At 66.1% G+C, this 24546-nt stretch carries 27 protein-coding genes; 22 read left to right on the forward strand and 5 right to left on the reverse strand.

Going from position 1 to position 24546, the window contains the following annotated elements; all coding sequences use genetic code 11:
- Window positions 1-114: 114 nt before the first annotated feature.
- From rpmF to nagZ, 21 genes are all read left to right on the forward strand, one after another.
- Window positions 115-297: a 50S ribosomal protein L32 gene (gene rpmF / locus FB547_RS08935; RefSeq protein ID WP_007830466.1), complete on the forward strand. Its 183-nt coding sequence runs from the start codon at window positions 115-117 to the stop codon at window positions 295-297.
- 61 nt (window positions 298-358) lie between these two features.
- Window positions 359-1456, forward strand: a complete 1098-nt coding sequence (gene plsX, locus FB547_RS08940; protein WP_145741434.1) for a phosphate acyltransferase PlsX — start codon at window positions 359-361, stop codon at window positions 1454-1456.
- Complete coding sequence (locus FB547_RS08945) at window positions 1456-2433, forward strand: beta-ketoacyl-ACP synthase III (RefSeq protein WP_124957201.1); 978 nt, start codon at window positions 1456-1458, stop codon at window positions 2431-2433. The genes plsX and FB547_RS08945 overlap by 1 nt, the downstream gene beginning before the upstream one ends.
- Before the next feature lie 52 nt (window positions 2434-2485).
- Window positions 2486-3439 (forward strand): ACP S-malonyltransferase, encoded by a 954-nt coding sequence (gene fabD / locus FB547_RS08950; RefSeq protein WP_145741436.1) that lies wholly within the window; start codon window positions 2486-2488, stop codon window positions 3437-3439.
- A 26-nt stretch (window positions 3440-3465) separates the two neighbouring features.
- On the forward strand, window positions 3466-4209 hold the full coding sequence (gene fabG / locus FB547_RS08955; protein ID WP_145741438.1) for a 3-oxoacyl-ACP reductase FabG: 744 nt from the start codon (window positions 3466-3468) through the stop codon (window positions 4207-4209).
- Window positions 4210-4307: 98 nt separating this feature from the next.
- A complete protein-coding gene (acpP, locus tag FB547_RS08960) occupies window positions 4308-4547 on the forward strand; it encodes an acyl carrier protein (RefSeq protein WP_007830471.1) in 240 nt (79 codons plus the stop codon).
- A gap of 96 nt (window positions 4548-4643) precedes the next feature.
- The gene (gene fabF / locus FB547_RS08965) at window positions 4644-5888 is read left to right on the forward strand and encodes a beta-ketoacyl-ACP synthase II (protein ID WP_145741440.1); all 1245 of its coding nucleotides are present in this window, start codon (window positions 4644-4646) and stop codon (window positions 5886-5888) included.
- Window positions 5889-5901: 13 nt separating this feature from the next.
- Complete coding sequence (locus FB547_RS08970) at window positions 5902-6384, forward strand: hypothetical protein (RefSeq protein WP_145741442.1); 483 nt, start codon at window positions 5902-5904, stop codon at window positions 6382-6384.
- Window positions 6385-6393: 9 nt separating this feature from the next.
- Window positions 6394-7068 carry an RNA polymerase sigma factor RpoE gene (gene rpoE / locus FB547_RS08975; protein ID WP_225613190.1) on the forward strand — a complete coding sequence of 225 codons (675 nt, stop codon included), beginning with the start codon at window positions 6394-6396 and terminating at the stop codon, window positions 7066-7068.
- A gap of 17 nt (window positions 7069-7085) precedes the next feature.
- Window positions 7086-7745: a sigma-E factor negative regulatory protein gene (locus FB547_RS08980; protein ID WP_145741444.1), complete on the forward strand. Its 660-nt coding sequence runs from the start codon at window positions 7086-7088 to the stop codon at window positions 7743-7745.
- Between the two features lie 20 nt (window positions 7746-7765).
- Window positions 7766-8836 (forward strand): MucB/RseB C-terminal domain-containing protein, encoded by a 1071-nt coding sequence (locus tag FB547_RS08985; RefSeq protein WP_145741445.1) that lies wholly within the window; start codon window positions 7766-7768, stop codon window positions 8834-8836.
- A gap of 102 nt (window positions 8837-8938) precedes the next feature.
- Window positions 8939-10420 carry a DegQ family serine endoprotease gene (locus tag FB547_RS08990; RefSeq protein WP_145741446.1) on the forward strand — a complete coding sequence of 494 codons (1482 nt, stop codon included), beginning with the start codon at window positions 8939-8941 and terminating at the stop codon, window positions 10418-10420.
- A 522-nt stretch (window positions 10421-10942) separates the two neighbouring features.
- The gene (gene lepA, locus FB547_RS08995) at window positions 10943-12754 is read left to right on the forward strand and encodes a translation elongation factor 4 (RefSeq protein ID WP_012746544.1); all 1812 of its coding nucleotides are present in this window, start codon (window positions 10943-10945) and stop codon (window positions 12752-12754) included.
- 8 nt (window positions 12755-12762) lie between these two features.
- Window positions 12763-13728, forward strand: coding sequence for a signal peptidase I (gene lepB, locus FB547_RS09000; protein WP_145741447.1), 966 nt, complete (start codon window positions 12763-12765; stop codon window positions 13726-13728).
- Window positions 13729-13759: 31 nt separating this feature from the next.
- Complete coding sequence (locus FB547_RS09005; RefSeq protein ID WP_027729515.1) at window positions 13760-14128, forward strand: DUF4845 domain-containing protein; 369 nt, start codon at window positions 13760-13762, stop codon at window positions 14126-14128.
- A 17-nt stretch (window positions 14129-14145) separates the two neighbouring features.
- Window positions 14146-14832, forward strand: a complete 687-nt coding sequence (gene rnc / locus FB547_RS09010; RefSeq protein ID WP_145741449.1) for a ribonuclease III — start codon at window positions 14146-14148, stop codon at window positions 14830-14832.
- 7 nt (window positions 14833-14839) lie between these two features.
- A complete protein-coding gene (gene era, locus FB547_RS09015; protein WP_145741451.1) occupies window positions 14840-15805 on the forward strand; it encodes a GTPase Era in 966 nt (321 codons plus the stop codon).
- 1 nt (window position 15806) lies between these two features.
- Window positions 15807-16580 (forward strand): DNA repair protein RecO, encoded by a 774-nt coding sequence (gene recO, locus FB547_RS09020; protein WP_145741453.1) that lies wholly within the window; start codon window positions 15807-15809, stop codon window positions 16578-16580.
- Complete coding sequence (locus tag FB547_RS09025) at window positions 16577-17341, forward strand: pyridoxine 5'-phosphate synthase (protein ID WP_145741454.1); 765 nt, start codon at window positions 16577-16579, stop codon at window positions 17339-17341. Before recO ends, FB547_RS09025 begins: the two co-directional genes overlap by 4 nt.
- Window positions 17342-17354: 13 nt before the next feature.
- Window positions 17355-17747 carry a holo-ACP synthase gene (gene acpS / locus FB547_RS09030; RefSeq protein WP_145741456.1) on the forward strand — a complete coding sequence of 131 codons (393 nt, stop codon included), beginning with the start codon at window positions 17355-17357 and terminating at the stop codon, window positions 17745-17747.
- Window positions 17744-18847: a beta-N-acetylhexosaminidase gene (gene nagZ, locus FB547_RS09035; RefSeq protein ID WP_145741458.1), complete on the forward strand. Its 1104-nt coding sequence runs from the start codon at window positions 17744-17746 to the stop codon at window positions 18845-18847. Before acpS ends, nagZ begins: the two co-directional genes overlap by 4 nt.
- 7 nt (window positions 18848-18854) lie before the next feature.
- Here nagZ and FB547_RS09040 read toward each other — a convergent pair whose 3' ends face one another.
- The 4 genes from FB547_RS09040 to FB547_RS09055 all read right to left on the reverse strand — a co-directional run bounded on the left by FB547_RS09040 (window position 18855) and on the right by FB547_RS09055 (window position 22989).
- Complete coding sequence (locus FB547_RS09040; protein ID WP_145741460.1) at window positions 18855-19385, reverse strand: M48 family metallopeptidase; 531 nt, start codon at window positions 19383-19385, stop codon at window positions 18855-18857.
- Window positions 19382-20650 (reverse strand): Hsp70 family protein, encoded by a 1269-nt coding sequence (locus tag FB547_RS09045; RefSeq protein ID WP_145741462.1) that lies wholly within the window; start codon window positions 20648-20650, stop codon window positions 19382-19384. Before FB547_RS09045 ends, FB547_RS09040 begins: the two co-directional genes overlap by 4 nt.
- On the reverse strand, window positions 20647-22218 hold the full coding sequence (gene lysS / locus FB547_RS09050) for a lysine--tRNA ligase (protein ID WP_145741463.1): 1572 nt from the start codon (window positions 22216-22218) through the stop codon (window positions 20647-20649). Before lysS ends, FB547_RS09045 begins: the two co-directional genes overlap by 4 nt.
- 123 nt (window positions 22219-22341) lie before the next feature.
- A complete protein-coding gene (locus FB547_RS09055; RefSeq protein WP_261380250.1) occupies window positions 22342-22989 on the reverse strand; it encodes an LON peptidase substrate-binding domain-containing protein in 648 nt (215 codons plus the stop codon).
- Window positions 22990-23038: 49 nt separating this feature from the next.
- Between FB547_RS09055 and FB547_RS09060 the strand changes: the two genes are divergently transcribed.
- Window positions 23039-23599, forward strand: coding sequence for a YggT family protein (locus FB547_RS09060; protein ID WP_145741465.1), 561 nt, complete (start codon window positions 23039-23041; stop codon window positions 23597-23599).
- Between the two features lie 12 nt (window positions 23600-23611).
- Here the strand turns inward: FB547_RS09060 and accD are convergent, their stop codons facing one another.
- On the reverse strand, window positions 23612-24484 hold the full coding sequence (accD, locus tag FB547_RS09065; protein ID WP_012746558.1) for an acetyl-CoA carboxylase, carboxyltransferase subunit beta: 873 nt from the start codon (window positions 24482-24484) through the stop codon (window positions 23612-23614).
- Window positions 24485-24546: the final 62 nt, after the last annotated feature.

Consider the following 24546-nt stretch of genomic DNA (forward strand, 5'->3'; position numbering starts at 1 on the left):
CTTCGCGCGCGCCGCCGTGAGCAGCAAGACAGACAAGGGCATTCCATGCATGCCCCTGGATTGCCACCGCAAGAGAGCGCATCCAATCACTCACCTAACAGTCCAGGAGCCATCATGGCCGTCCAGCAAAACAAGAAGTCGCCTTCCAAGCGCGGCATGCACCGTTCCCACAATGCGCTGGTCGTGCCCGGCATTGCCGTTGAGCCGACCACTGGCGAAACGCATCTGCGCCACCACATCAGCCCCAACGGTTTCTACCGTGGCCGCCAGGTGCTCAAGAACAAGTCCGAAGCCTGATCTCGCATCCCAAGGCCGAGGCCCGAAGCTACTTTTGCCGTAGCGTCGGGCCTTTGTTTTGATGGCTACGCCTTCTTTCCCCGAATCCACTGCTGCGCCTTCCGCAATCACGCTCGCCGTGGATTGCATGGGAGGCGACCATGGGCCGCGCGTCACGCTTGCGGCCTGCCGCGCGTTCCTCGAGCGGCACAGCGAAGCCTCGTTGCTGCTGGTCGGCGCGCCGGCTGCGCTGGCAGGCTTTGCCGCGCATCCGCGCGCCCGCATCGTCGCGGCCAGCGAGGTGGTGGGCATGGACGACCCGATCGAAATCGCCCTGCGCAAGAAGAAGGATTCTTCGATGCGCATCGCGATCCAGCAGGTCAAGGATGGTGCCGCCCAGGCGGCCATCTCGGCCGGCAACACGGGCGCCCTCATGGCCATTGCCCGCTACCTACTCAAGACGCTCGACGGCATCGATCGTCCGGCCATCGCTCCTCAGCTTCCCAACGCCAAGGGCGGCGCCACCACGGTGCTCGACCTGGGCGCCAACGTCGATTGCGACGCGGAAGACCTGCTCCAGTTTGCCGTGCTCGGCTCGGCGCTGGTTTCGGCGCTCACGGGCAACGAGGCGCCTTCGGTCGGCCTGCTCAACATCGGCGAAGAGGCGATCAAGGGCAGCGAAACGATCAAAAAGGCCAGTCAACTGCTGCGTACGGCCGCCAACTCGAAGGATCTGAACTTCTACGGCAATGTGGAAGGTAACGATATTTTCAAGGGCACGACCGATATCGTCGTTTGTGACGGTTTTGTCGGAAACGTGGCGCTGAAGGCCAGCGAAGGCGTGGCCTCGATGATCGGTGAGTTCATCCGCGTGGAATTTTCGCGGAGCATTTTCACGAAAGCGGCGGCAATTGTTGCCTATCCGGTTCTAAAAGCGTTTAAAAACCGGCTCGATCACCGCCGGTACAACGGTGCGGCCCTCTTGGGCCTGCGTGGCCTGGTTTTCAAGAGCCATGGCTCGGCCGACGAAGTGGCTTTCGGCCATGCGCTGGATCGCGCTTATGATGCCGCTCGCAACAACCTGCTCGATCGCGTGCGGGCCCGCATCGCTCACGCCGCGCCATTGCTCGCGCGGCAGGAGCCCGCGGTGCCAGCCGACGCGACGGCCCTTCACGTTTGATGAGCCCTTATTCACGCATCACCGGCACCGGCAGCTACCTGCCGCCGCGCCGGGTGACCAATGACGACCTTGCCAAGGAATTGGCAACGCGCGGCATCGAAACCTCGAACCAATGGATCGTCGAGCGCACCGGCATCCATGCGCGGCACTTCGCAGCGCCCGAGGTCACGAGCAGCGATCTCGGCCTCGAGGCTGCCCGCCACGCGCTCGAAGCTGCGGGCCGCAAGGCGGAAGACATCGACCTGATCATCGTCGCGACCTCGACGCCCGACATGGTGTTTCCTTCGTCGGCGGCCATTCTCCAGAACAAGCTTGGCGTGGCCGGCTGTCCGGCCTTCGACGTCCAGGCGGTCTGCAGCGGCTTCGTCTATGCGCTGACCGTGGCCGACGCCATGATCCGCACCGGCACCGCGCGCTGCGCGCTGGTCGTGGGCGCCGAAGTGTTCTCGCGCATTCTCGATTTCAACGACCGCACCACCTGCGTGCTGTTCGGCGACGGTGCCGGCGCCGTGGTGCTCGAGGCCAGCGAGGAGCCGGGCATCCTGGCAAGCGACCTGCATGCGGACGGCAAGCACGTCGGCATTCTTTGCGTGCCGGGCCACGTCTCGGGCGGCAATGTGCTGGGTACGCCGCTGCTGCACATGGACGGACAGGCCGTGTTCAAGCTCGCGGTGCGCGTGCTCGAGGATGCCGCCCGCGCCACGCTGGCCAAGGCGGGCAAGACCGAGGCCGACATCGACTGGCTCATTCCGCACCAGGCCAACATCCGCATCATGGAAGGCACGGCCAGGAAGCTGAAGCTTCCGCGCGAGAAGCTCATCGTCACGGTCAACGAGCATGGCAACACCTCGGCCGCCTCCATTCCGCTGGCGCTCGACGAGGCGGTGCGGTCCGGCAAGGTGAAGAAGGGCGAAACCGTCATGCTGGAAGGCGTGGGCGGTGGCTTCACCTGGGGCGCGGTGCTATTGAATCTGTAGTGCATCGCGATGCCCCTCCGGGCTGCGATGCGACACGACGCTTTTGATAAAAATGAAATCCTTTGCTTTTGTCTTCCCGGGTCAGGGCTCCCAGGCCGTCGGCATGCTCGATGCCTGGGGCGATCATCCGGCCGTGGCCGAAACCCTGCGCGAAGCTTCCGAAGCGCTGGGCGAAGACATCGGCGGGCTGATCAAGAACGGCCCGAAGGAAGAACTGGCGCTGACCACCAACACGCAGCCGGTGATGCTGGTGGCCGGCGTTGCCGCCTGGCGCGCCTGGCTGGCCGAAGGCGGGCCCACCCCGTCGGTGGTGGCGGGGCATTCGCTGGGTGAATATTCGGCGCTGGTTGCGTCCGGCGTGCTGACGCTCGCGCAGGCCGCGCCGCTGGTGCGCTTTCGGGCGCGGGCCATGCAGCAGGCGGTGCCGGTCGGCGTCGGCGCCATGGCGGCGGTGCTGGGCATGGACGCCGCCAAGGTGGTGGCGGGCTGCGCGGAAGCCACGGCGTCCTTCGGTGCAGGCAGCGCCGAGATCGTCGAGGCGGTGAATTTCAACGATCCGATGCAGACCGTGATCGCGGGCAGCAAGGCGGCCGTCGACAAGGCCTGCGAGCTGCTCAAGGCCGGCGGTGCCAAGCGCGCGCTGCTGCTGCCGGTGTCCGCGCCCTTCCATTCGAGCCTGATGAAGCCCGCCGCCGAGGCATTGCGCGAAAAGCTCGCCACCCTCACGCTCGCTGCGCCGCAGATCCCGGTGCTCAACAACATCGACGTGGCGGTCGAGACCGATCCCGCGCGCATCCGCGACGCCCTCGTGCGCCAGGCCGCCGGTCCGGTTCGCTGGGTCGAAAGCGTGCAGGCCTTGAAACTGCGCGGCATAGCCTCCATCATCGAGTGCGGGCCGGGCAAGGTGCTGGCCGGCATGGTCAAGCGCATCGCCCCCGAGCTGCAAGCCGCGTCGGTGTACGACCCGGCAACGCTCGCGGACACCCGACAATCGCTCGCCGGCTGAACGGCGCGGGCCCAGACACTTCTTTTATGAGCATTCCCAAATTCGAAGGGCAGGTCGCCCTGGTCACCGGCGCATCGCGCGGCATCGGCGCAGCCATCGCGCTCGAGCTGGCGCAGCGTGGCCTCAAGGTGGTCGGCACCGGCACCACCGAGGACAGCGCGGCCAAGATCACTTCGGCGCTCAGCGCCTTCGACGGCCGCGGCCGCGCACTCGACGTGAACGACGCCGTCGCGGTCGAGGCTCTGATCGACGAGATCGTGAAGGCCTACGGCGCCATCCACGTGTTGGTCAACAACGCCGGCATCACGCGCGACACGCTCGCCATGCGCATGAAGGACGACGACTGGGACGCGGTGCTCGACACCAATCTCAAGGCCGTGTTCCGCCTCTCGCGCGCGGTGATCCGCCCGATGATGAAGCAGCGCTACGGCCGCATCATCAGCATCACGAGCGTGGTGGGCGCCTCCGGCAATGCCGGACAGGCCAACTACGCGGCAGCCAAGGCCGGCGTGGCGGGCATGACCCGCGCGTTGGCGCGCGAGCTGGGCAGCCGCAACATCACGGTCAACTGCGTGGCGCCGGGCTTCATCGAAACCGACATGACGGCCAGCCTGCCCGAGGCACAGCAGCAGGCGCTGCTGCAGCAGATCCCGCTGGGCCATCTGGGCAAGCCGGCCGACATCGCGCATGCAGTGGCCTATCTCGCATCTCCCCAGGCGTCCTACGTGACGGGGCAGGAACTGCACGTCAACGGCGGCATGCACATGTAGCCGCAAGGCGCAAACTTTTCCCGTACCGGGCGCACGGCAAATGCCACAATGCGCCCGGCTAAAATCCACTGTTACCTACAACCCTCAGAGGGAACCAAATGAGCGATATCGAAGCACGTGTCAAGAAAATCATCGCCGAGCAGCTCGGCGTGGAAGAGTCCCAAGTAACCAACGAGAAGGCCTTCGTGGCCGACCTCGGTGCAGACTCGCTCGACACGGTCGAACTGGTGATGGCACTCGAAGACGAATTCGGCATCGAGATTCCCGACGAAGACGCCGAGAAGATCACCACGGTGCAAAACGCCGTCGACTACGCCACCAAGAATCAAAAGGCCTGATCGGCCAGCTGACACTGCAACGACGGCCGGCGGCTCTTTTTTCAACCGCCCGCGCCGCTCGGCAGCTGTTCAGCGCTTCCAGAAAGGTTTGCCGGCATGACCAAACGCCGCGTCGTCGTGACCGGACTCGGTTGCATCGCTCCTGTCGGAAACACCGCAGCCGAATCCTGGGCCAATCTGCTGGCCGGGAAGTCGGGCATTGCGAACATTACCGCGTTCGATGCAAGCGCCTTCGCCTGCAAGTTCGCCGGTGAGGTCAAGGGTTTCGACATCACCCAATACATCTCGGAGAAGGAAGCGCGCCACATGGATCGCTTCATTCATCTGGGGCTTGCCGCCGCCATCCAGGCGGTGCAGGACAGCGGACTGCCGACCGGCGAAGCGCTGTCCTATGAGAAGGCCGTGCGCATCGGCTGCAACATCGGCTCGGGCATCGGCGGGCTGCCGATGATCGAAGAGACGCACGGCGAATACGCGAGCCGCGGACCGCGCCGCATTTCGCCGTTCTTCGTGCCGGCTTCGATCATCAACATGATCTCGGGCCACGTCTCGATCAAGTACGGCTTTAAGGGTCCGAACATCGCCGTCGTGACCGCCTGCACCACGGGCTTGCACGCCATCGGCACGTCGGCACGCATGATCGAATACGGCGACGCCGACGTCATGATCGCGGGCGGCGCCGAGTCGACCATTTCTCCGCTCGGCATCGGCGGCTTCACCGCGCCTCGCGCGTTGAGCACCCGCAATGACGATCCTGCCACGGCTTCGCGTCCCTGGGACAAGGACCGCGACGGCTTCGTGCTGGGCGAGGGCGCCGGTGTGGTCGTGCTCGAGGAGTACGAACACGCCAAGGCGCGCGGCGCCAAAATCTATGCGGAAGTCTCGGGCTTCGGCATGACCGGCGATGCGTACCACATGACCGCGCCTGACGTCGACGGCCCGCGCCGGTCGATGGCCATGGCGCTGGCCAATGCGGGCGTCAACCCCGACGAGGTCCAGTACCTGAATGCGCACGGCACCTCCACGCAGATCGGCGACGTCAACGAGACCAATGCGGTCAAGCTGGCTTTCGGTGATCACGCGAAGAAGCTCGTCGTCAATTCGACCAAGTCCATGACCGGCCACCTGCTGGGCGGCGCCGGGGGCATTGAATCGGTGTTCACGGTGCTCGCGCTGCATCACCAGAAGAGCCCGCCGACCATCAACATCTTCAACCAGGACCCGGAGTGCGACCTCGACTATTGCGCCAATCAGGCGCGCGATCTCAAGATCGATGTCGCGGTCAAGAACAACTTCGGCTTCGGCGGCACCAACGGCACGCTGGTGTTCAAGCGCGTTTGAATCTTGCTCTTCCATGTACAGCGCACCCTCGGTGACCTATCCGGTGGGGCGCTCGCGCGGTGCGACCCGGATCCTGATTGCCACCTGGGCCCTGGGCGCCTGCTGCGCAGGTCTCTCGTGCTATTTGATCGATAGTGTCGGCTGGCGCCAGCTGCTGCTGGTGCTGAGCGTCCTGTTTTCCGGCGCTGCGGCCGGACTTGGGCTGCGAAGCGACGGTGCCGGCGTGCTGCACTTCGACGGCCTGTGCTGGAGCCTGACGGGCGCCGATCGCGGCCGGGCCGTTCATGCGGCGCGCGCCGCGGTGGCGCTCGACCTGCAATCGCTGCTGCTGGTCCACCTGACCCAGCCGGGCCGCGCCGGACGATGGATATGGCTCGAACAGCGCGCCATGCCGGAGCGCTGGCGCGATGTACGCCGTGCGGTATATTCGCGCGCCCCGTCCGCCTCGCCTGCGGGCGAGCCGTGGCGAGCAACCGCGCCTGCCGATGCGCCCTGAACCTCCCCGATGACAACTTCTCCCCCGCCAGTGCCACCGGACTCCGGCTTGCCCGATGTGTCCGCCGAGGCGCCGCGCCCGGGCGAGGTCGACCTCCAACTGGTCCAGCGCACGGTCGCGGGCGACCAGAAGGCCTTCGAGCTGCTGGTCATCAAGTACCAGCGCCGGATCGAGCGCCTGATCGGGCGCATGGTGCGCGACGTCGACCTGGTCGAGGACATCGCCCAGGAAACCTTCATCCGGGCCTACCGCGCGCTCCATCAGTTCCGCGGCGACGCCCAGTTCTACACCTGGCTCTACCGGATCGCGGTCAACACCGCCAAGAAGGCGCTGGTCGACATGAAGCGCGACCCGACCATCTCCGAAAGCGCCCTGCGGCCGTCTTCTGACGAGGACGATGAAACTTACCGCCCTGGAAACGAACCAATCAGCGACGAAACCCCCGAATCAGTCTTGGCAGCCAACGAGATCGCCCAGGTGGTCGAGGCGGCCATGGAAGCATTGCCGCCCGAATTGCGCCAGGCGGTCACCCTGCGCGAGATCGAGGGCATGAGTTACGAAGAGATCGCCGAGGTCATGGATTGCCCGATCGGCACGGTGCGCTCGCGTATTTTCCGGGCGCGTGAGGCCATTTCGGCCAGGGTCAAACCGCTGCTGGACAACCAGTCCGGCAAGCGTTGGTAGGTAAGCAGGTGAATGAAATGAATCAGACGATGACGGTTCGTGAACAGGTGTCCGCACTGGCGGACGGTCATTTGCATGGCGAGGACTTTGCGCGGGCCATCGACACCGTCTGCGCGGAAGAAGACGCGCGCGGTGCCTGGCGCGCCTATCACCTGGTGGGCGACATCCTGCGCTCGGGTGCCCATTCGCCCTGCAGCGACAGCAATGCATTCCTGGCCCGCTTCCAGCAGCGCCTGGCCGCGGAGCCCGTGATCGCGGCACCGGTGCCGGCCGCGGCCCCCGCGGTGCTGACGGCGCGGCACAGGGCCGAGGCAGCCAACGAGCCGGTGTTTCGCTGGAAGCTGGTGGCCGGCGCCGCGTCGCTGGTGGCGGTGGCCGCGATCAGTTGGACCCTGGTCGGAAACGGCATCGGTGTGCCGTCGCCGGGTGCCCAGATTGCAGCAGCGCAGCCGCAGCCGGCCGCCAATTCCGTGCTGGCCGCCGCCGCCAATAGCCAGCTTCCGCCCACTGCCGCGCTCACGCCAACCCGCGTGATGGTCGGCAACGGCAGCCCGCAGGTCATGCTGCGCGACCCGCGCCTCGACCAGCTGCTCGAAGCGCACCAGCAAGCCGGTGGCGCATCGCAAATGCCCTCGGGCTTCCTGCGCAACGCGACCTTCGAAGGCCCTGCGCGCTGATCCGCGCCCGTCTCTCTCCAATGACCGTTCAGATGCCGATCTCCGCACGCGCGTTCGCGCTGGTGTTCGCTGCTTTTTGTTTTGCGCAGATCGCGGCCGCGCAGACCCGGCCCGGGCTGGCGAACGCCAAGGGGACGGCCTCGGCCCAGGCGGGCGATGCACCGCCCTCGATGAGCGTCGTCGAATGGCTGCAGCGCATGCACACGGGGGCCCGGCAGCGCAACTACGTCGGCACCTTCGTGGTGTCGGCCGCGGGTGGCGACCTGTCGAGCGCGCGCATCTGGCATGTGCGCGACGGCGACCTGCAGATCGAGCGCATCGAGGCGCTGTCGGGGCCACCGCGCTCCACGTTCAGGCGCAACCACCATGTGATGACCTTCCTGCCCGAGGCGAAGGTCGTGAAGGTCGAGAAGCGCGAAAACCTCGACCTGTTCCCCAATCTGCCCGACAAGCCCGATTCGTCGATCGGCGACTTCTACGACGTTCGCGCCGTCGGCAAGGACCGCGTGGCGGGCTTCGATGCCGACGTGGTGCAACTGGTGCCGCACGACGCACTGCGCTTCGGCTACCGCATCTGGAGCGAGCGCCGCTCCGGCCTCGTGGTGAAGCTGCAGACCGTGGACGCCGAATCCCGCGTGGTGGAGCAGTCGGCGTTTTCAGAATTGCAGCTCGACGCGCCGATCAAGGCGCAGGCGCTCGCGCAGATGATGACCAATACCAGCGGCTACCGCGTCGAGAAACTGGAGCTCGAACGCACCAGCGCGCAGGACGAAGGCTGGGTGCTCAAGGCGCCGGTGGCCGGCTTCAAGCCGCGCAGCTTCTACCGGCGTCCGGCCGGCAGCGACAGCAAGGCGGGGCAGGACCGCACCGTCCAGTGGACCTTCTCCGATGGCCTGGCCTCGGTGTCGCTTTTCATCGAGCGTTACGATGAAAAGCGTGCGCCGCGTGATGGTGTGCTGACGATCGGAGCCACTAACGCCATTCGCCGGCGATTGCCCGAGCCGGCGAGCGACTGGTGGCTGACCGCTGTGGGCGAGGTGCCGCAGCAGACGCTCAATGCGTTCGCTCAAAGTCTCGCGCGCACGCGCTGACCCGCTGCGCCTGCGCTGTAGTAGATGGCGCTGAACCAAGTCCGTATCACCGACTCATAGCTCTTCTTCTTTTGGCCGCTCTGTTCTTTTGAAAGAAAACCGATGATGTTCAAAGTCGAGGGACACAAGCTTCGTTCCTATCTCTTCGCATTCGGCATGGCCTGCTCGGCTGCCGTGGGTTTCGTGCCGGCAGCGCCGGCCATGGCGCAGACGCGCGGATTGCCCGATTTCGCCGATCTGGTGGAGCAGGTGGGGCCGGCCGTGGTCGGCATCCGCACGGTCGAGAAAGTGGCCTCGGGCGGCGGCAGCGGCGAAATGGACGAGGAGATGCAGGAGTTCTTCCGGCGCTTCTTCGGGCAGCCGCTGCCGGGCAACCCGCGTCCGGGCCCGCGCCCGAACCGGCCGCAGCAGCCGCAGGAGGAAGAGCGCCCGCGCGGCGTGGGCTCGGGCTTCATCCTGTCGGCCGACGGCTATGTCATGACCAATGCCCATGTGATCGAGGATGCGTCCGAAATCCTCGTCACGCTGACCGACAAGCGCGAGTTCAAGGCCAAGCTGATCGGTGCCGACAAGCGCAGCGACGTCGCCGTGGTCAAGATCGAGGCGACCAGCCTGCCGGTGGTGAAGATCGGCGACATCTCGAAGCTGCGCGTCGGCGAATGGGTCATGGCCATCGGTTCGCCCTTCGGCCTGGAGAACACCGTGACCGCCGGCATCGTGAGCGCGAAGCAGCGCGACACCGGCGACCTGGTGCCCCTGATCCAGACCGACGTGGCCATCAACCCCGGCAACTCGGGCGGCCCGCTGATCAACCTGCGCGGCGAAGTGGTGGGCATCAACAGCCAGATCTATTCGCGCTCGGGCGGCTACATGGGCATCTCGTTCTCGATCCCGATCGACGAGGCGATTCGCGTCAGCGACCAGCTGCGCGCCACCGGCCGCGTTTCGCGCGGGCTGATCGGCGTGACCATCGGCTCGGTCTCCAAGGACGTGGCCGAATCCATCGGGCTCGGCAAGGCGCGCGGTGCGCTCGTGAGCAGCGTGGTGCCGGGTTCGGCAGCCGACAAGGCCGGCGTGCGCGAGGGCGACATCATCACCAAGTACGGCGACAAGCTCATCGAAACTCCCAGCGACCTGTCGCGCTCGGTGGCCAGCACCAAGCCCGGCTCAAGGAACACGCTGACGGTGTTCCGCAACGGCAGCACGCGCGAGCTCTCGGTGACCGTGGCCGAGGGCGATGCGGAAGCCAAGCCGGCCGGCAAGCGCCAGCCCGAACGCGAGGAGCCGCAGGCCAAGCCTTCTGCCGCCGGCAAGGCGCTCGGCCTGGTGGTCAGCGACCTGACCGAGGCCCAGAAGAAGGAGCTCAAGATGCGCGGCGGCGTGCGCATCGAGTCGGCGAGCGATGGCGCTGCGCGGGCCGGCCTGCGCGAAGGGGACGTGATCCTGGCCGTGGGCAACATCGAGGTCTCGAGCGTCAAGGAATTCGAGTCCGCGGTCGCCAAGGCCGACAAGGGCAAGCCCCTGAGCGTGCTGTTCCGCCGTGGCGAGTGGGCCCAGTACGCCCTGATCCGCCCCGCACGCTGATCCGGCCTTTTCCGTCAAGTGGCCCCACCCGTCACTCGGGTTTGGGGCCTTTTTTTGAGGTGTTTGCGACGCTCGAGCGCCCGGTTTCAAAAAAAATTCCAGGCCAAAAGCGGGCGAGTTTTGTTTGTATCCACTAACTTATGAAGAGCCTTAGGACGATTTTCGGTAGAATAGAAGCCATTGGGCGGCGGGTCCGCGCATAAGGGGAGAGCTTTCCTCCACCATGCGAGATGTCAGACAGCAGTCCACCGGCGCTCCACAGATCGCCCACAAGTTGTTCATGGAGTGCTCCACCGATCTTGTGGATAAGTTGTTTATATCTTTGATGTTGTGGACCTGCAACGACCCGTTTTGACCCTGTCCCCGGATGTACGTGCCTCCCTTTTTGCCTACAATGAAGTTCCAACTACTGCAGTTGCCATTGCTTGTTGGTTCAGGGCGCGTCTCCAGAAGACGCGCCCTTTTTTCTTGCCTGTCGCACTCTGCGCACGAGCCAATTCAAGTACTTAAGCGTTCCCGTTGATGAATCACATCAGAAATTTTTCGATCATTGCGCACATCGATCACGGCAAGTCGACGCTCGCGGACCGCCTGATCCAGCGTTGCGGCGGCCTCGCGGAACGCGAGATGGAAGCGCAGGTGCTCGACTCGATGGACATCGAAAAAGAGCGTGGGATAACCATCAAGGCGCAGACCGCCGCGCTGCACTACAAGGCACTCGATGGGCAGGTCTACAACCTCAATCTGATCGACACGCCGGGCCACGTCGACTTCTCTTATGAAGTGAGCCGCTCGCTGTCGGCGTGCGAAGGTGCGCTGCTCGTCGTCGATGCATCGCAAGGCGTCGAAGCGCAGACCGTGGCCAACTGCTACACCGCGCTCGACCTCGGCGTCGAGGTGGTGCCGGTGCTCAACAAGATGGATCTGCCCAATGCGGACCCCGACAACGCACGCAGCGAGATCGAGGACGTGATCGGCATCGACGCGACCGATGCCATTCCGTGTTCCGCCAAGACCGGCCTGGGCATCGACGAGATCCTCGAAGCCATCGTGCACAAGATGCCTGCGCCGCGCGGCAATCCCGACGGCCCGCTGCGCGCGATGATCGTCGACAGCTGGTTCGATCCCTACGTCGGCGTGGTCATGCTGGTGCGCGTGGTGGATGGCCGCCTGGTGAAGGGCGAGCGCATCAAGATGATGGCGTCCGGCGCCATGTACAACGCCGACAACATCGGCGTCTTCACGCCGGCCAACGAACCGCGCGCGTCGCTCGAGGCCGGCGAGGTGGGCTACATCATCGCGGGCATCAAGGAACTGCAGGCCGCCAAGGTCGGTGACACCGTGACGCTGATCAAGCCGGGCACGGGCGGCGCGGCCGCCACCGCCACCGAGGCGCTGCCGGGCTTCAAGGAAATCCAGCCGCAGGTGTTTGCCGGCCTCTATCCGACCGAGGCCAGCGAGTACGACTCGCTGCGCGACGCGCTCGAAAAGCTCAAGCTCAACGATTCATCGCTGCGCTACGAGCCCGAGGTGAGCCAGGCGCTGGGCTTCGGCTTCCGCTGCGGCTTTCTCGGCCTGCTGCACATGGAGATCGTGCAGGAACGCCTGGAGCGCGAGTTCGACCAGGACCTGATCACCACCGCGCCGAGCGTGGTCTACCAGGTGGTGCGCAACGACGGCGAAGTCATCATGGTCGAGAACCCGTCCAAGATGCCCGACGTCGGCAAGATGAGCGAGATCCGCGAGCCGATCGTCACCGTGCATCTCTACATGCCGCAGGAATACGTCGGGGCGGTGATGACGCTGGCCAACCAGAAGCGCGGCGTGCAGATGAACATGGCCTACCACGGCCGCCAGGTCATGCTGACCTACGAGATGCCGCTCGGCGAAATCGTGCTCGACTTCTTCGACAAGCTGAAGTCGGTGAGCCGCGGCTACGCCTCGATGGACTACGAGTTCAAGGAATATCGCGCGTCCGACGTGGTCAAGGTCGACATCCTGCTGAACGGCGAAAAGGTCGATGCGCTGTCGATCATCGTGCACCGCAGCCAGTCGCAGTACCGCGGCCGGGCGGTGGTCTCGAAGATGCGCGAGATCATTTCGCGCCAGATGTTCGACGTGGCGATCCAGGCGGCCATCGGGGTCAACATCATCGCGCGTGAGACAATCAAGGCGCTGCGCAAGAACGTTCTAGCCAAGTGCTACGGCGGCGACATCACCCGCAAGAAGAAACTGCTCGAGAAGCAGAAGGCGGGCAAGAAAAGAATGAAGCAGATCGGCTCGGTCGAGGTCCCGCAAGAGGCCTTCCTCGCGATTCTGCAAGTCGAAGACTGATCTCAAAAATGGCATTCATCACTTCCCTGGTCCTCGCGGCCTTCGCCGGCTATGTCGGTGCCTGGTACTTTGGTGCCATCGAGGGCAATTTCGCGCTCTTGCTGTTCCTGGCCACAGTGGTCACCGGCCTGTACTGGCTGGCCGAGCGCTTCTACTTCCTGCCTCGGCGCGAGCGCGCCGCCGCGGCGCTCGAGGCCTCCCTGAGCGAGCGCAACGCGCGCCTGGCCGGCCAGGGCATCACGCAGGTCGACACCGTCGACGCCAAGGCCAGCGAGCGGCTGCGGATGCAGCCCTGGTGGCTCGACTGGACGGCGGGGCTCTTCCCGGTGATCCTGGTGGTGTTCCTGCTGCGCTCGTTCCTGTACGAGCCCTTCAAGATTCCGTCGGGTTCCATGATGCCCACGCTGCTCACGGGCGACCTGATCCTGGTGAACAAGTTCACCTACGGCCTGCGCCTGCCGGTCATCAACACCAAGATCACCGAGGGTACGCCGCTGGCGCGCGGCGACGTGGTGGTGTTCCGCTACCCGCCCAAGCCGAGCATGGACTACATCAAGCGCGTGGTCGGCATCCCGGGCGACGAGGTGGCCTACCTGAACAAGAAGCTCACCATCAACGGCCAGCCGGTGTCCAAGAACCCGATGCCCGACTATCTCGACAGCGAGTCGATGCGCCTGCTCAGGCAGTTCAGCGAAGACCTCGGCGGCAAGCAGCACAGGCTGCTCAACGACGATGCCGGTCCGGCTTTCGTGCAGGGCGCGACCGACTTTCCGTACCGCGAGAACTGCCGCTACTCCGTCGAAGGCGTGGTGTGCAAGGTGCCGGCCGGCAACTACTTCATGATGGGCGACAACCGCGATAATTCGGCGGACTCCCGTTTCTGGGGCTTCGTTCCGGACAAGAACATCGTGGGCAGGGCGTTCTTCGTCTGGATGAACTTCGGCGACCTGGGTCGTATCGGTCCATTCCAATAAGCAGTCAGCATTGTTCGAGGGGTAAGAGGGCATGAGAACAAATCGGTCCATCCGCAGCAGGGCCGCGCACCAGCGCGGCATCTCGTTCATCGGTCTGGTGTTTGTCGCCGTGGTGCTGGGTTGCGTCGGCGTCGTCGTCGCGCAGGTCATCCCGACGCTGATCGAATGGCAGGCCATCGACAAGGCCGCCAACAAGGCCAAGGAAGGCACCACCGTGCCCGAAGTGCGCGCCATCTTCGATCGGGCCCAGGCCATCGACGACTTCCAGTCGGTCTCGGGCAAGGACCTCGACATCAAGAAGGTCGGCGACAAGGTGGTCGTCTCGTATGCCTACGAGCGCGAGATTCCCTTGTTCGGGCCGGCCTACCTGGTGCTCAAGTACAAGGGCCAGACCCGCTGAACGCGGCGACACGCAAGGTGGACGGCGGCCTCACGGCGCTGCAGGAGCGCCTCAAGCATTCGTTCTCCGACGCGCGGCTGCTCCAGCTCGCGCTCACGCACCGCAGTTTTTCGGCCGACCACAACGAGCGCCTGGAGTTCCTCGGCGACTCGGTGCTCAACCTCGCGGTCTCGCACCTGCTCTACACCCGCCTCTCGGCCCTGCCCGAAGGCGACCTGTCGCGCGTGCGGGCCAACCTGGTCAAGCAGGACACCCTGCACCGCCTGGCGCTGGAACTGCAGCTGTCGCCGCTGCTGCGGCTCGGCGAGGGCGAGGCGCGCTCCGGCGGGCCCAACCGGCCCTCGATCCTGGCCGACGCGCTCGAAGCGCTGATCGGCGCGGTCTACCTCGATGCCGGCTTTTCGGCCGCCGAGGCGCTGGTGCGGCGGCTCTACGAGTCGGTCGAGATCAATCCGCGCATGGACGCGGTGGCCAAGGATCCGAAGACCGAATTGCAGGAATGGCTGCAGGGTCACAAAATGAAGCTGCCGGTGTACCGCGTGGCGGCCACGCTCGGCGCAGCGCACAAGCAGACCTTCGATGTCGAGTGCGAGGTGCCGGAGCTGGGCCTGCGCGAACGCGGCATCGGTGGTTCGCGACGTGCCGGCGAGCAGGCTGCCGCGGCGGCCATGTTGATCCGGCTCAAGGCACGCGGGGCCGCGTGAAACCAGAATGAACGACGCTATCAATTCAGCAGCAGACTCCCAGGGCCCGGCGGGCGATACGGGCGCAAGCGGCCCTCAGCATTGCGGCCTGATCGCCATCGTCGGCAAGCCCAACGTGGGCAAGTCGACGCTGCTCAATGCGCTGGTGGGCCAGAAGATCAGCATCACCTCGCGCAAGGCGCAGACCACGCGGCACCGCATCACGGGCATGCGCACGCTGGGCGCCACGCAGTTCGTGTTCGTCGATACGCCGGGTTTCCAGACCCTGCATGCGAACGCGCTGAACAAATCGCTCAACAAGACCGTGCAGGGTGCGGTCGGCGACGTGGACCTGATTCTTTTCGTGGTCGAGGCCGGCAGTTTCACGCCGGCCGACGAGCGGGTGCTCAAGCTGCTCGGCAAGGGCATTCCGACCGTGCTGCTGGCCAACAAGCTCGACAACGTTCACCGCCGCGGCGACATCGCGCCTTGGCTGCAGAGCATGCAGGCAAAGCACTCCTTCGCCGAGTTCGTGCCCATGTCGGCCAAGAACCCGAAGGACGTCGAGCGCCTGTTCGGCATCTGCGAGAAGTACCTGCCCGAACAGCCCTGGTTCTACGCCGAGGACGAGCTCACCGATCGCAGCGAGAAGTTCCTCGCGGGCGAGCTGGTGCGCGAGAAGCTGTTCCGCCTGACCGGCGACGAGCTGCCCTACACCTCGACCGTGATCATCGACAAGTTCGAGGAAGAGCCGCCGCAGAAAAAGGGCCAGAAGCGCCTGCTGCGCATCGCGGCCACCATCGTGGTGGAGCGCGACGGCCACAAGGCCATGGTGATCGGCGACAAGGGCGAGCGCATCAAGCGCATCGGCATGGAAACCCGGGTCGAGCTCGAGAAGCTGGCCGACGCCAAGGTCTTCCTCGAACTGTGGGTGAAGGTGCGCTCGGGCTGGGCCGACGACGAAGCCCGCGTGCGCTCGTTCGGCTACGAATGAAGTGGCAACTGCCCACCGCGTTTCGCACGAACCGGCGTACGTGCTCCATCGCTACGACTGGAGCGAGTCGAGCCTGATCCTCGAGGTCTTCACCCGCCACCACGGGCGCATTGCGCTGGTGGCCAAGGGGGCGAAGCGGCCGAGCTCCAATTTCAGGCCGGTGCTGCTGCCGCTGCAGCCGCTGCAGCTCAACTACGGCGGCGACGCCGAGATCCGCACGCTCAAGGGCGCCGAGTGGATGGGCGGCCATGTCATGCCGACCGGGGAGGCGCTGCTCTCGGGCTACTACGTCAACGAACTGCTGCTGCGCCTGCTGGCGCGGGACGACGCTCATGAGGCGCTGTTCGATGCCTATGCGGGCGTGGTCCAGGTGCTGGCGGGCGACCACGCCGGCGCGCAAGCCGCCACCCAGGCCGCCGCGCTGCGCGCCTTCGAGCTGCTGCTGCTGCGCGAAGTGGGCCTGCTGCCGTCGCTCGACGCGCAGACCCTCACGCTCGAACCGCTCGTGGCCGACGCCCGCTACACCCTGGTGCCGGAAGCCGGCCTGCGGCTGGCGGGCGAGGACGAGGCGGCGCTGGCCGGTGCCGACTGGCAGTCGCTGCAGGGCGTGCTCGACGATCGCGCGCCCTTCACGGCCACGCTGCGCGAGATCGCCACCATGAATGCCGGCAGCAACAGCGCCCTCAGGAACCAGCTGCGCGCCCTGCTCAACTACCATTGCGGTGTGTCCACGCTGCGCACGCGGCAGATGATGAGAGATTTGCAAGCCCTATGAGCACTTCCGGCCAATCCGCTACCACCTCGCTGTCGGTCAACCTCAACAAGGTGGCCCTGGTGCGCAATACGCGCGCTCTCGGCATTCCGAGTGTGCTCACCGCCGCCAAGGCCTGCCTTGCCGCCGGAGCGCAGGGCATCACCGTGCACCCGCGGCCCGACGAGCGCCACATCCGGCCGCATGACGTGAGCGACCTGGCCGCGCTGCTGGCCAGGGACTGGCCCGCGATCGAGTTCAACATCGAAGGCAACCCCTTCCACAACCTGATGGACTTCGTGCGCGCGTTGAAGCCGCACCAGGCCACCTTCGTGCCCGACAGCGAAACCCAGTCGACCAGCGACCATGGCTGGAGCTTCCCCGAAGACGCCGACCAGCTGCGCCCGCTGATTGCCGAAGCCCAGGCCCTGGGCGTGCGCGTGAGCCTGTTCATGGACCCCATTCCCGAAATGATGGCCGCAGCCAAGGCGGTGGGCGCCGACCGCGTCGAGCTCTATACCGAAGGCTATGCCGCATCGCGCGGCACGCCAAACGAGCAGGCCGTGCTGGCGCGCTATGTCGAAGCGGCACGCGCGGCGCAGGCGGCGGGCCTCGGCCTCAATGCGGGCCATGACCTGAGCCGCGACAACCTCACGCCGTTCCTGCGCGCGGTGCGCGGCGTCCAGGAAGTTTCCATCGGGCATGCCTTCATCGCCGATGCGCTCGAACTCGGCTACGCCGCCACCACCAAGGAATACCTGCGCTGCATCGAAGAAGCGCAGTGAACGCTGAAGCGGCATGATCTACGGCATTGGTACCGACATCTGCGACCTGCGGCGCATCGCCGCAACGTTCGAGCGCCAGGGCGAGCGCTTCGCCCACCGGGTGCTCAGCGACGCCGAATTCGCGGTCTGGAAGGCCCGCAGCGAGCGTTGGCCCAAGCGCGGCCTGAGCTACCTCGCCACGCGTTTTTCCGCCAAGGAGGCCTTCAGCAAGGCCATCGGCCTGGGCATGCGCATGCCGATGAGCTGGCGCCTGTGCGAGATCGCCAACCTGCGCAGCGGCAAACCGGTCATCGTGCTGCATGGCGAACTCAAGGAGTGGTTCGAGGCCAGGGGCCTCACGGCCCACGTCACCGTGACCGACGAAACCGAATATGCCGCGAGCTTCGTGGTAGTGGAGAAGCCATGACCGCCGGGCCCACCCGTTCCCATGCGCCGCTGATCATCGACGTGGCGGCCACCGGGCTGAACGAGGCCGACCGCCGGCGCATCGCCAACCCGCTGGTCGGCGGCGTGATCCATTTCGCCCGCAACTGGCAGGACCGTGCGCAGATGGGCGCGCTCAATGCCGAGATCAAGGCGATCCGCCCCGACCTGCTGATCTGCGTGGACCACGAAGGCGGCCGGGTGCAGCGCTTTCGCACCGACGGTTTCACGCGCCTGCCCTCGATGCGCTCGCTGGGCGAGTTGTGGATGCGCGATGCCATGCGCGCGACGCAGGCCGCAACGGCCGCCGGCCAGGTGCTTGCCGCCGAACTGCGCGCCTGCGGCGTCGACTTCAGCTTTGCCCCGGTGCTCGACCTGGACTACGGCGGCAGCAGCGTGATCGGCGACCGCAGCTTCCACCGCGATCCGCGCGTGGTGGCGCTGCTGGCCAAGAGCGCGATGCACGGCATGCTGCAGATGGGTATGCGCAATTGCGGCAAGCACTTTCCGGGGCATGGCTTCGTCACCGCCGATTCGCACGTGGAAATCCCGGTCGACCGGCGCGGCCTCAAGGTCATCCTGGCCGACGATGCGCGGCCTTACGACTGGCTCGCAGGCACGCTCACGGCGGTGATGCCGGCGCACGTGATCTATCCGAAGGTCGACAAGCGGCCCGCGGGCTTTTCGTCCAGGTGGCTCAAGGACGTCCTGCGCAGCCGGCTGGCCTTCGATGGCGCCATCTTCAGCGATGACCTGAGCATGGAAGCGGGGCGCTACATCGATGGCGAGTTGCTGAGCTATGCCGACGCCGCGCTGGCGGCGCTCGATGCGGGCTGCGACCTGGCGATGCTGTGCAACCAGAGCATCGGCGATGGCCGGCCGCTCGACGAACTGCTCGATGGCTTTGCCGCGGCGGCCAGGGCGGGGCTCTGGCTGCCCGATGCGAAGAGCGAAGCACGCCGGCGGGCGCTGTTGCCGGAAACGCCGCCGCCCGACTGGAACGCGCTGGTCGATTCGGCGGGGTATCGGCACGCGAGGCAGGTGCTCGCGCAGGCCGGGCTCGCAGCGCCGCACGGCGCCTGAGGGAGGGTTAAGGCGTAGCCGGGGCCGGCAGCGAATTCGCCCACAGGCGCTCGCCGCCCGCATCCAGGTGCGTCAGGTACAGCCGGACATCGAATTCGAGCCGGTGGTAGTCCGGCTCCATGTGCTCGCAGAGCGCATAGAAGCTCTTGTCGTGGTCCCGCTCCTTCATGTGCGCGAGCTCGTGGACCACGATCATGCGCAGCCATTCCAGCGGCACTTCCCTGAACAGGCTCGCCACCCGGATCTCGCGCTTGGTCCTGAGCTTGCTGCCCTGCACGCGCGAAACGGTGGTGTGGGTGCCGAGCGCATTGCGGATCACATGCAGCTTGCTGTCGAACGCCACCTTGGAAAGGGGCGGGGCCTTGCGCATGAAATCGCTCTTGAGTGCGCTCACGTAGTCGTAGAGTGCTCGATCCGTCTGCACCTCGTGCAGGGGGCCGGGATAGCGCTTGCGCAGCAGGGGAGCGAGCCCTTCGGTGGCGACCAGCTGCTGCACCTGCGCCAGCAGCGTGGGTGGGTAGCCCGCGAGGTATTTCATGCCACCGGTCCCGCGCAGGCGAGCCCGGTTGCCACGCCGCCGAACAGGTCGCCTTCGACGAGGGTCACGCCCGCGAAGCTCCTGCGCAAGGCCTGCTGGAACGGCCGCAGCGCCGAGGAGCCGCCCGTCAGGTAAATCGCGTCGAGGTCGCCGCTGCGCAGCCCGGCGCGCTTGACGCAGGCGTGCGCGCAGGCAATCACGTTCTCGAGCAGCGGAGAAAGCTGCTGCGCCATGTCGGCGGGCGAGAGCGAGGCGGCCAGGCCCGTTTCGGCGCACGAGAGGTCGATGGCGGTGGCCGCATCGTTCACCGAGGCATCGATCTTCGCCTGCTCGACCTCGCTCGCGATGCGGTGGCCGTGCCGCTCTTCGAGCACCGTCATCAGCCGGTCGTGCAGCCGCGTGTCGCTGTAGCTGGTGCGCAGGTCCTTCGCCTGCCGCACCGCCTTGGCGGCATAGAGCCAGTTGATCAGGTGCCAGGACGATAGCTCGAAGAACACCTTGCTCGGCACTTCGCGCCCCTGCGCGCCTGTATGGCGAAAGCCGAATTCCGGCATGACGCGGTCGAGGTTGAGTCGCTGGTCGAAGTCGGTGCCGCCGATGTGCACGCCGCTGGTGGCCAGCACGTCGCTGCTGCGGTCCTCGCGCGCGGCGCGGTCGGGTCCGACGCGCACGACGGTGAAGTCGGAGGTGCCGCCGCCAACGTCGACGATCAGGACCAGCGACTCCTTCGCGATGCGCTGTTCGTAGTCGAAGGCCGCGGCAATCGGCTCGAGCTGAAAGGCGATGTCGCGGAAGCCGGCCGCGCGGGCCGCGTGGCGCAGGCTTTCTTCGGCGCGCTCGTCGCGTTTGGAATCGTCATCGACAAAGTGCACGGGCCGGCCAATCACCACGCGCTCGGGCACCCGGCCCAATTCGCGGCCCGCGCGCACCGCGAGCTCGCGCAGGAAGCGCGCGATGATGTCCTCGAAGCTCACGAGGCCGTCATAGATGGCCGTTTTCTCCTGCATCAGCGCGCTGCCGAGCAGGCTCTTCAGCGAGCGCATCAGGCGGCCTTCGACGCCCGCAAGGTAGAGCGCCACCGCCTCGCGGCCGAAATGCGTCGTGCGGTCTTCGGCGTTGAAGAAGATCGCGGTCGGCAGCGTGGTGGCCGCGCCTTCGATGGGCAGCAGCCGGGCCGCGCCGTCGACCTGGCAGGCCACGGCGGAATTGGAGGTGCCGAAGTCGATGCCGATCGTCGGCAGCGACGACGGTGACTTCACGCTCAAGATTCCCTGCGCAGCGCCGGGAACAGGATCACGTCGCGGATGCTCGGCGAATCGGTCAGCAGCATCATCAGCCGGTCGATGCCGATGCCGCAGCCACCGGTGGGCGGCATGCCGTACTCGAGCGCACGCACGAAGTCGTGGTCGTAGAACATGGCTTCGTCGTCGCCGCTGTCCTTGGCCGCCACCTGCGCGTTGAAGCGCGCGGCCTGGTCTTCGGCGTCGTTGAGCTCGCTGAAGCCGTTGCCGAACTCGCGGCCCGTGATGTAGAGCTCGAAGCGCTCGGTGACCTCGGGGCGCTCGTCGTTGGCGCGCGCCAGCGGCGAGATCTCGGTCGGGTGCTCCATGATGAAGGTCGGCTGCCAGAGCTTCTCTTCCACCGTTTCTTCGAAGTACATCACCTGCAGGCTGGCGAGGCTGCGCTGCGAGAGCTTGTCCTTCTCTTCGCTGAGGCCGAGCTTGCGCAGGGCGTTGACGAGCCAGGCGCTGTCGTCGACGCCCTGTGCGACATCCGCGGCTTCGGTGTACTTGAGGATGGCTTCGCGGATCGTCAGACGCTCGAAGGGCTGCGTCAGGTCGACCGGCTTGCCCTGGTAGGTGAGCTGCTGCGTGCCCACGGCCTTGTCGGCGATGGTGCGGATCAGCGTCTCGGTGAAGTCCATCAGGTCGCGGTAGTTCCAGTAGGCCGCGTAGAACTCCATCATCGTGAACTCGGGGTTGTGCCGCACCGAGATGCCCTCGTTGCGGTAGCTCCGGTTGATCTCGAACACGCGCTCGAAGCCGCCGACGATCAGGCGCTTGAGATACAGCTCGGGCGCGATGCGCAGGAACATCTCCTGGTCGAGCGCGTTGTGATGCGTCTTGAAGGGCTTGGCATTGGCACCGCCCGGAATGGGATGCAGCATCGGCGTCTCGACTTCGAGGAAGCCGTGGGCCACCATGAACTCGCGCAGCGCGCTCACGGCCTTGCTGCGCGCGGTGAAGCGCACGCGGGCGGTTTCGTCGGTGATCAGGTCGACGTAGCGCTGGCGGTACTTCTGCTCCTGGTCGGCCATGCCGTGGAACTTGTCGGGCAGCGGGCGCAGGCTCTTGGTGAGCAGGCGCAGCCTGGTGACCTTGACCGACAGCTCGCCGGTCTTGGTCTTCATCAGCGTGCCCTCGGCGCCCACGATGTCGCCCAGGTCCCAGCGCTTGAACTCGGCGTAGGCCTCTTCGCCGATGGCATCGCGCGTGACGTAAAGCTGGATGCGGCTGGTCGCGTCCTGCACCGTGGCGAAGCTGGCCTTGCCCATCACGCGCTTGAGCATCATGCGGCCGGCCACGCTCACGGCGATGGCCTGCGCCTCGAGGGCCTCGGCATCGGCGGCGCCATGCGCCTCGATCAGCGCGGCGGCGCGGTGGCCCGGCTTGAAGTCGTTCGGGAACGCGACCCCCTTGCCCTCGGCCTGGGCGGCGCGCATCAGCTTGAGCTTTTCGCGGCGCTCCGCGATGAGCTGGTTGTCGTCGACGGCGGGCGCGGCGGCGGGAGCCGCGGCGGGCGTGGGAATGGAGGGGATCAGGTGGTCGGACATGAAGAGCGGGTGGGGGCGCAACAAAAGCGAGCGCAACCGGGCATTTTAGCCGATCGGGTGCAAACGGAACCGGCCTCCAGTGCCCGCCAATCCTGCGCGAAACGCTATGAAAGAAGTAGCAATCTATTCAGTGATGCCCGCACGTGCCAGCAGATCGCTGACCAGTTCGAGCCGCATCAGCGGACTGTCGAGTTCCATGAGCCGCTGCCGCAGTTCGAGCTGCATGGGCACCAGTTCGCACCAGCGGTTGGCCACCCAGCCGCAATCGTCGAAGCGGTAGGGCTCGCCGACGGGTAGGCGCGGGGCTTCTGCACCCTGCGCACGGCGGCGTTCTTCGAGGGTGTCGACGAGGCGCCGCAGCGCCGTGGCGGTGTGCTGGAGGTCGCCCGGAATTTCGAGCGCCGTGTCTTCGGCCACGGCTTCCACTTCGGCAACCCACAAGCCGTATTTCTGCAGCTCGGCGGCGCGGACCCGGAACCGCTGCGTGCCGACGCATTCGATCTGCAGCAGGCCGCTTTGCGGCGAATCGAATTCGCGGATGACCGCCAGCGTGCCGACGGCCGCGAAGCTCTCCGCCTCGGCGCCAGCCTTGCGCACCTCACTGCCGCTCGTGAGGTTGACCACGCCGAAGGGCGCGTCGGCCTTGCGGCACTTGCCGATCATGTCGAGGTAACGTACTTCGAAAATACGCAGCGGAAGCACGCCGTCCGGAAACAGGACCGTGCCGAGCGGGAACAATGGCAGTGAATGCAAAAGGGGCTGTGTGGTCATCGAGGAACCTTGCATGGCTATCATCGCATTCCCCTCACGACCACGCCCCATGCTCTACCAGATCCCCTCGTTCCTTCTCGACGTGATCGTCGGCCTGCTCGGCGGCGCCTGCCTGCTGCGCCTCTACATGCAGTACCACCGCGTGCCTTTCGGCAACCCGCTCGGGCGTTTCGTCTTTGCGATCACCGACTGGATCGTGTTGCCGCTGCGCCGCATCGTGCCTTCGGTCAAGCGCTGGGATCTGGCGAGCGCCATCGCGGCCTGGCTGCTCGTGCTGGCCAAGTTCCTGCTGCTGTGGCTCCTGATCGGCAACCTGGGCCGGATTGCCACCCTGCCGCTTGTTTCGCTGGTGGGGTTGCTGCAGCTCGCGGTGTCGGGGCTGACGGCGCTGCTGGTGGTCTATGCCGTGTTGTCGTGGATACCGGGCGCGTCGCCGATGCTGCTCGACCTCATTTCCCGGCTGGCCGAACCGCTGGTGCGGCCGTTTCGGCGGTTCATTCCGCTGATCGGCGGCGTGGACCTGTCGCCCCTGGCCGCCATCGTGGTGCTGCAGGTGATTGCGATCGTGCTGGGCAACCTGCTGGTCTGGGCTTACCGGCTGGGCGCCTGAGCGATCTCCTGGTCAGCTGACTGCGTCGGCCGGCTGGCGCAGCAGCATCGCGAGCGTACTCGCAATGGTCTTGCGCAGCTCGCGGCGGTCGCTGATGAAGTCGATCGCGCCCTTGGTCTGCAGGAACTCCGCGCGCTGGAAGCCTTCGGGCAAGGTTACGCGCACGGTCGATTCGATCACGCGCGGGCCGGCAAAGCCAATCAGCGCCTTGGGTTCTGCAATGACCACGTCGCCCACGAAGGCGAAGCCGGCCGAGACGCCGCCCATGGTCGGGTCGGTCAGCACGCTGATGTAGGGCAGGCCCTTCTTCGCGAGGCGGGTGAGCGCAGCGTTGGTCTTGGCCATCTGCATCAGCGACAGCAGGCCTTCCTGCATGCGCGCACCGCCCGTGGCGGTGAAGCAGATGAACGGCACCTTCTGCTCGATGGCCGTCTCGACGCCGCGCACGAAGCGCTCGCCGACCACGCTGCCCATGCTGCCGCCCATGAACTCGAATTCGAAGCAGGCCACGACCACGCTGATGCTGTGGACCGATCCGCCCATGACGACCAGTGCGTCGGTCTCGCCGGTGTTCTCGAGCGCTTCCTTGAGCCGTTCGGGGTACTTGCGGCTGTCCTTGAACTTGAGCGCGTCGACAGGAAGCACTTCCTGGCCGACCTCGTAGCGGCCTTCGGCGTCGAGGAAGGCGTCGAGCCGCGCGCGGGCGCCGATGCGGTGATGGTGGCTGCAGCTCGGGCAGACGTTCTGGTTGTGCTCGAGGTCGGTCTTGTAGAGAACGGTCTCGCAGGCGGGGCACTTGATCCACAGGCCCTCGGGCACCTGGCGGCGCTCCGACGGGTCGGTTTGTGCGATCTTGGCGGGTAGCAGTTTTTCAAGCCAGCTCATAGGACTCCGATTTAGCTCCCCTCTCCCGCGTGCGGAAGAGGGGCTGGGTGAGGGCAGCAGCG

Source organism: Variovorax beijingensis, from assembly GCF_007828835.1.
GTDB classification, from domain to species: domain Bacteria; phylum Pseudomonadota; class Gammaproteobacteria; order Burkholderiales; family Burkholderiaceae_C; genus Variovorax; species Variovorax beijingensis_A.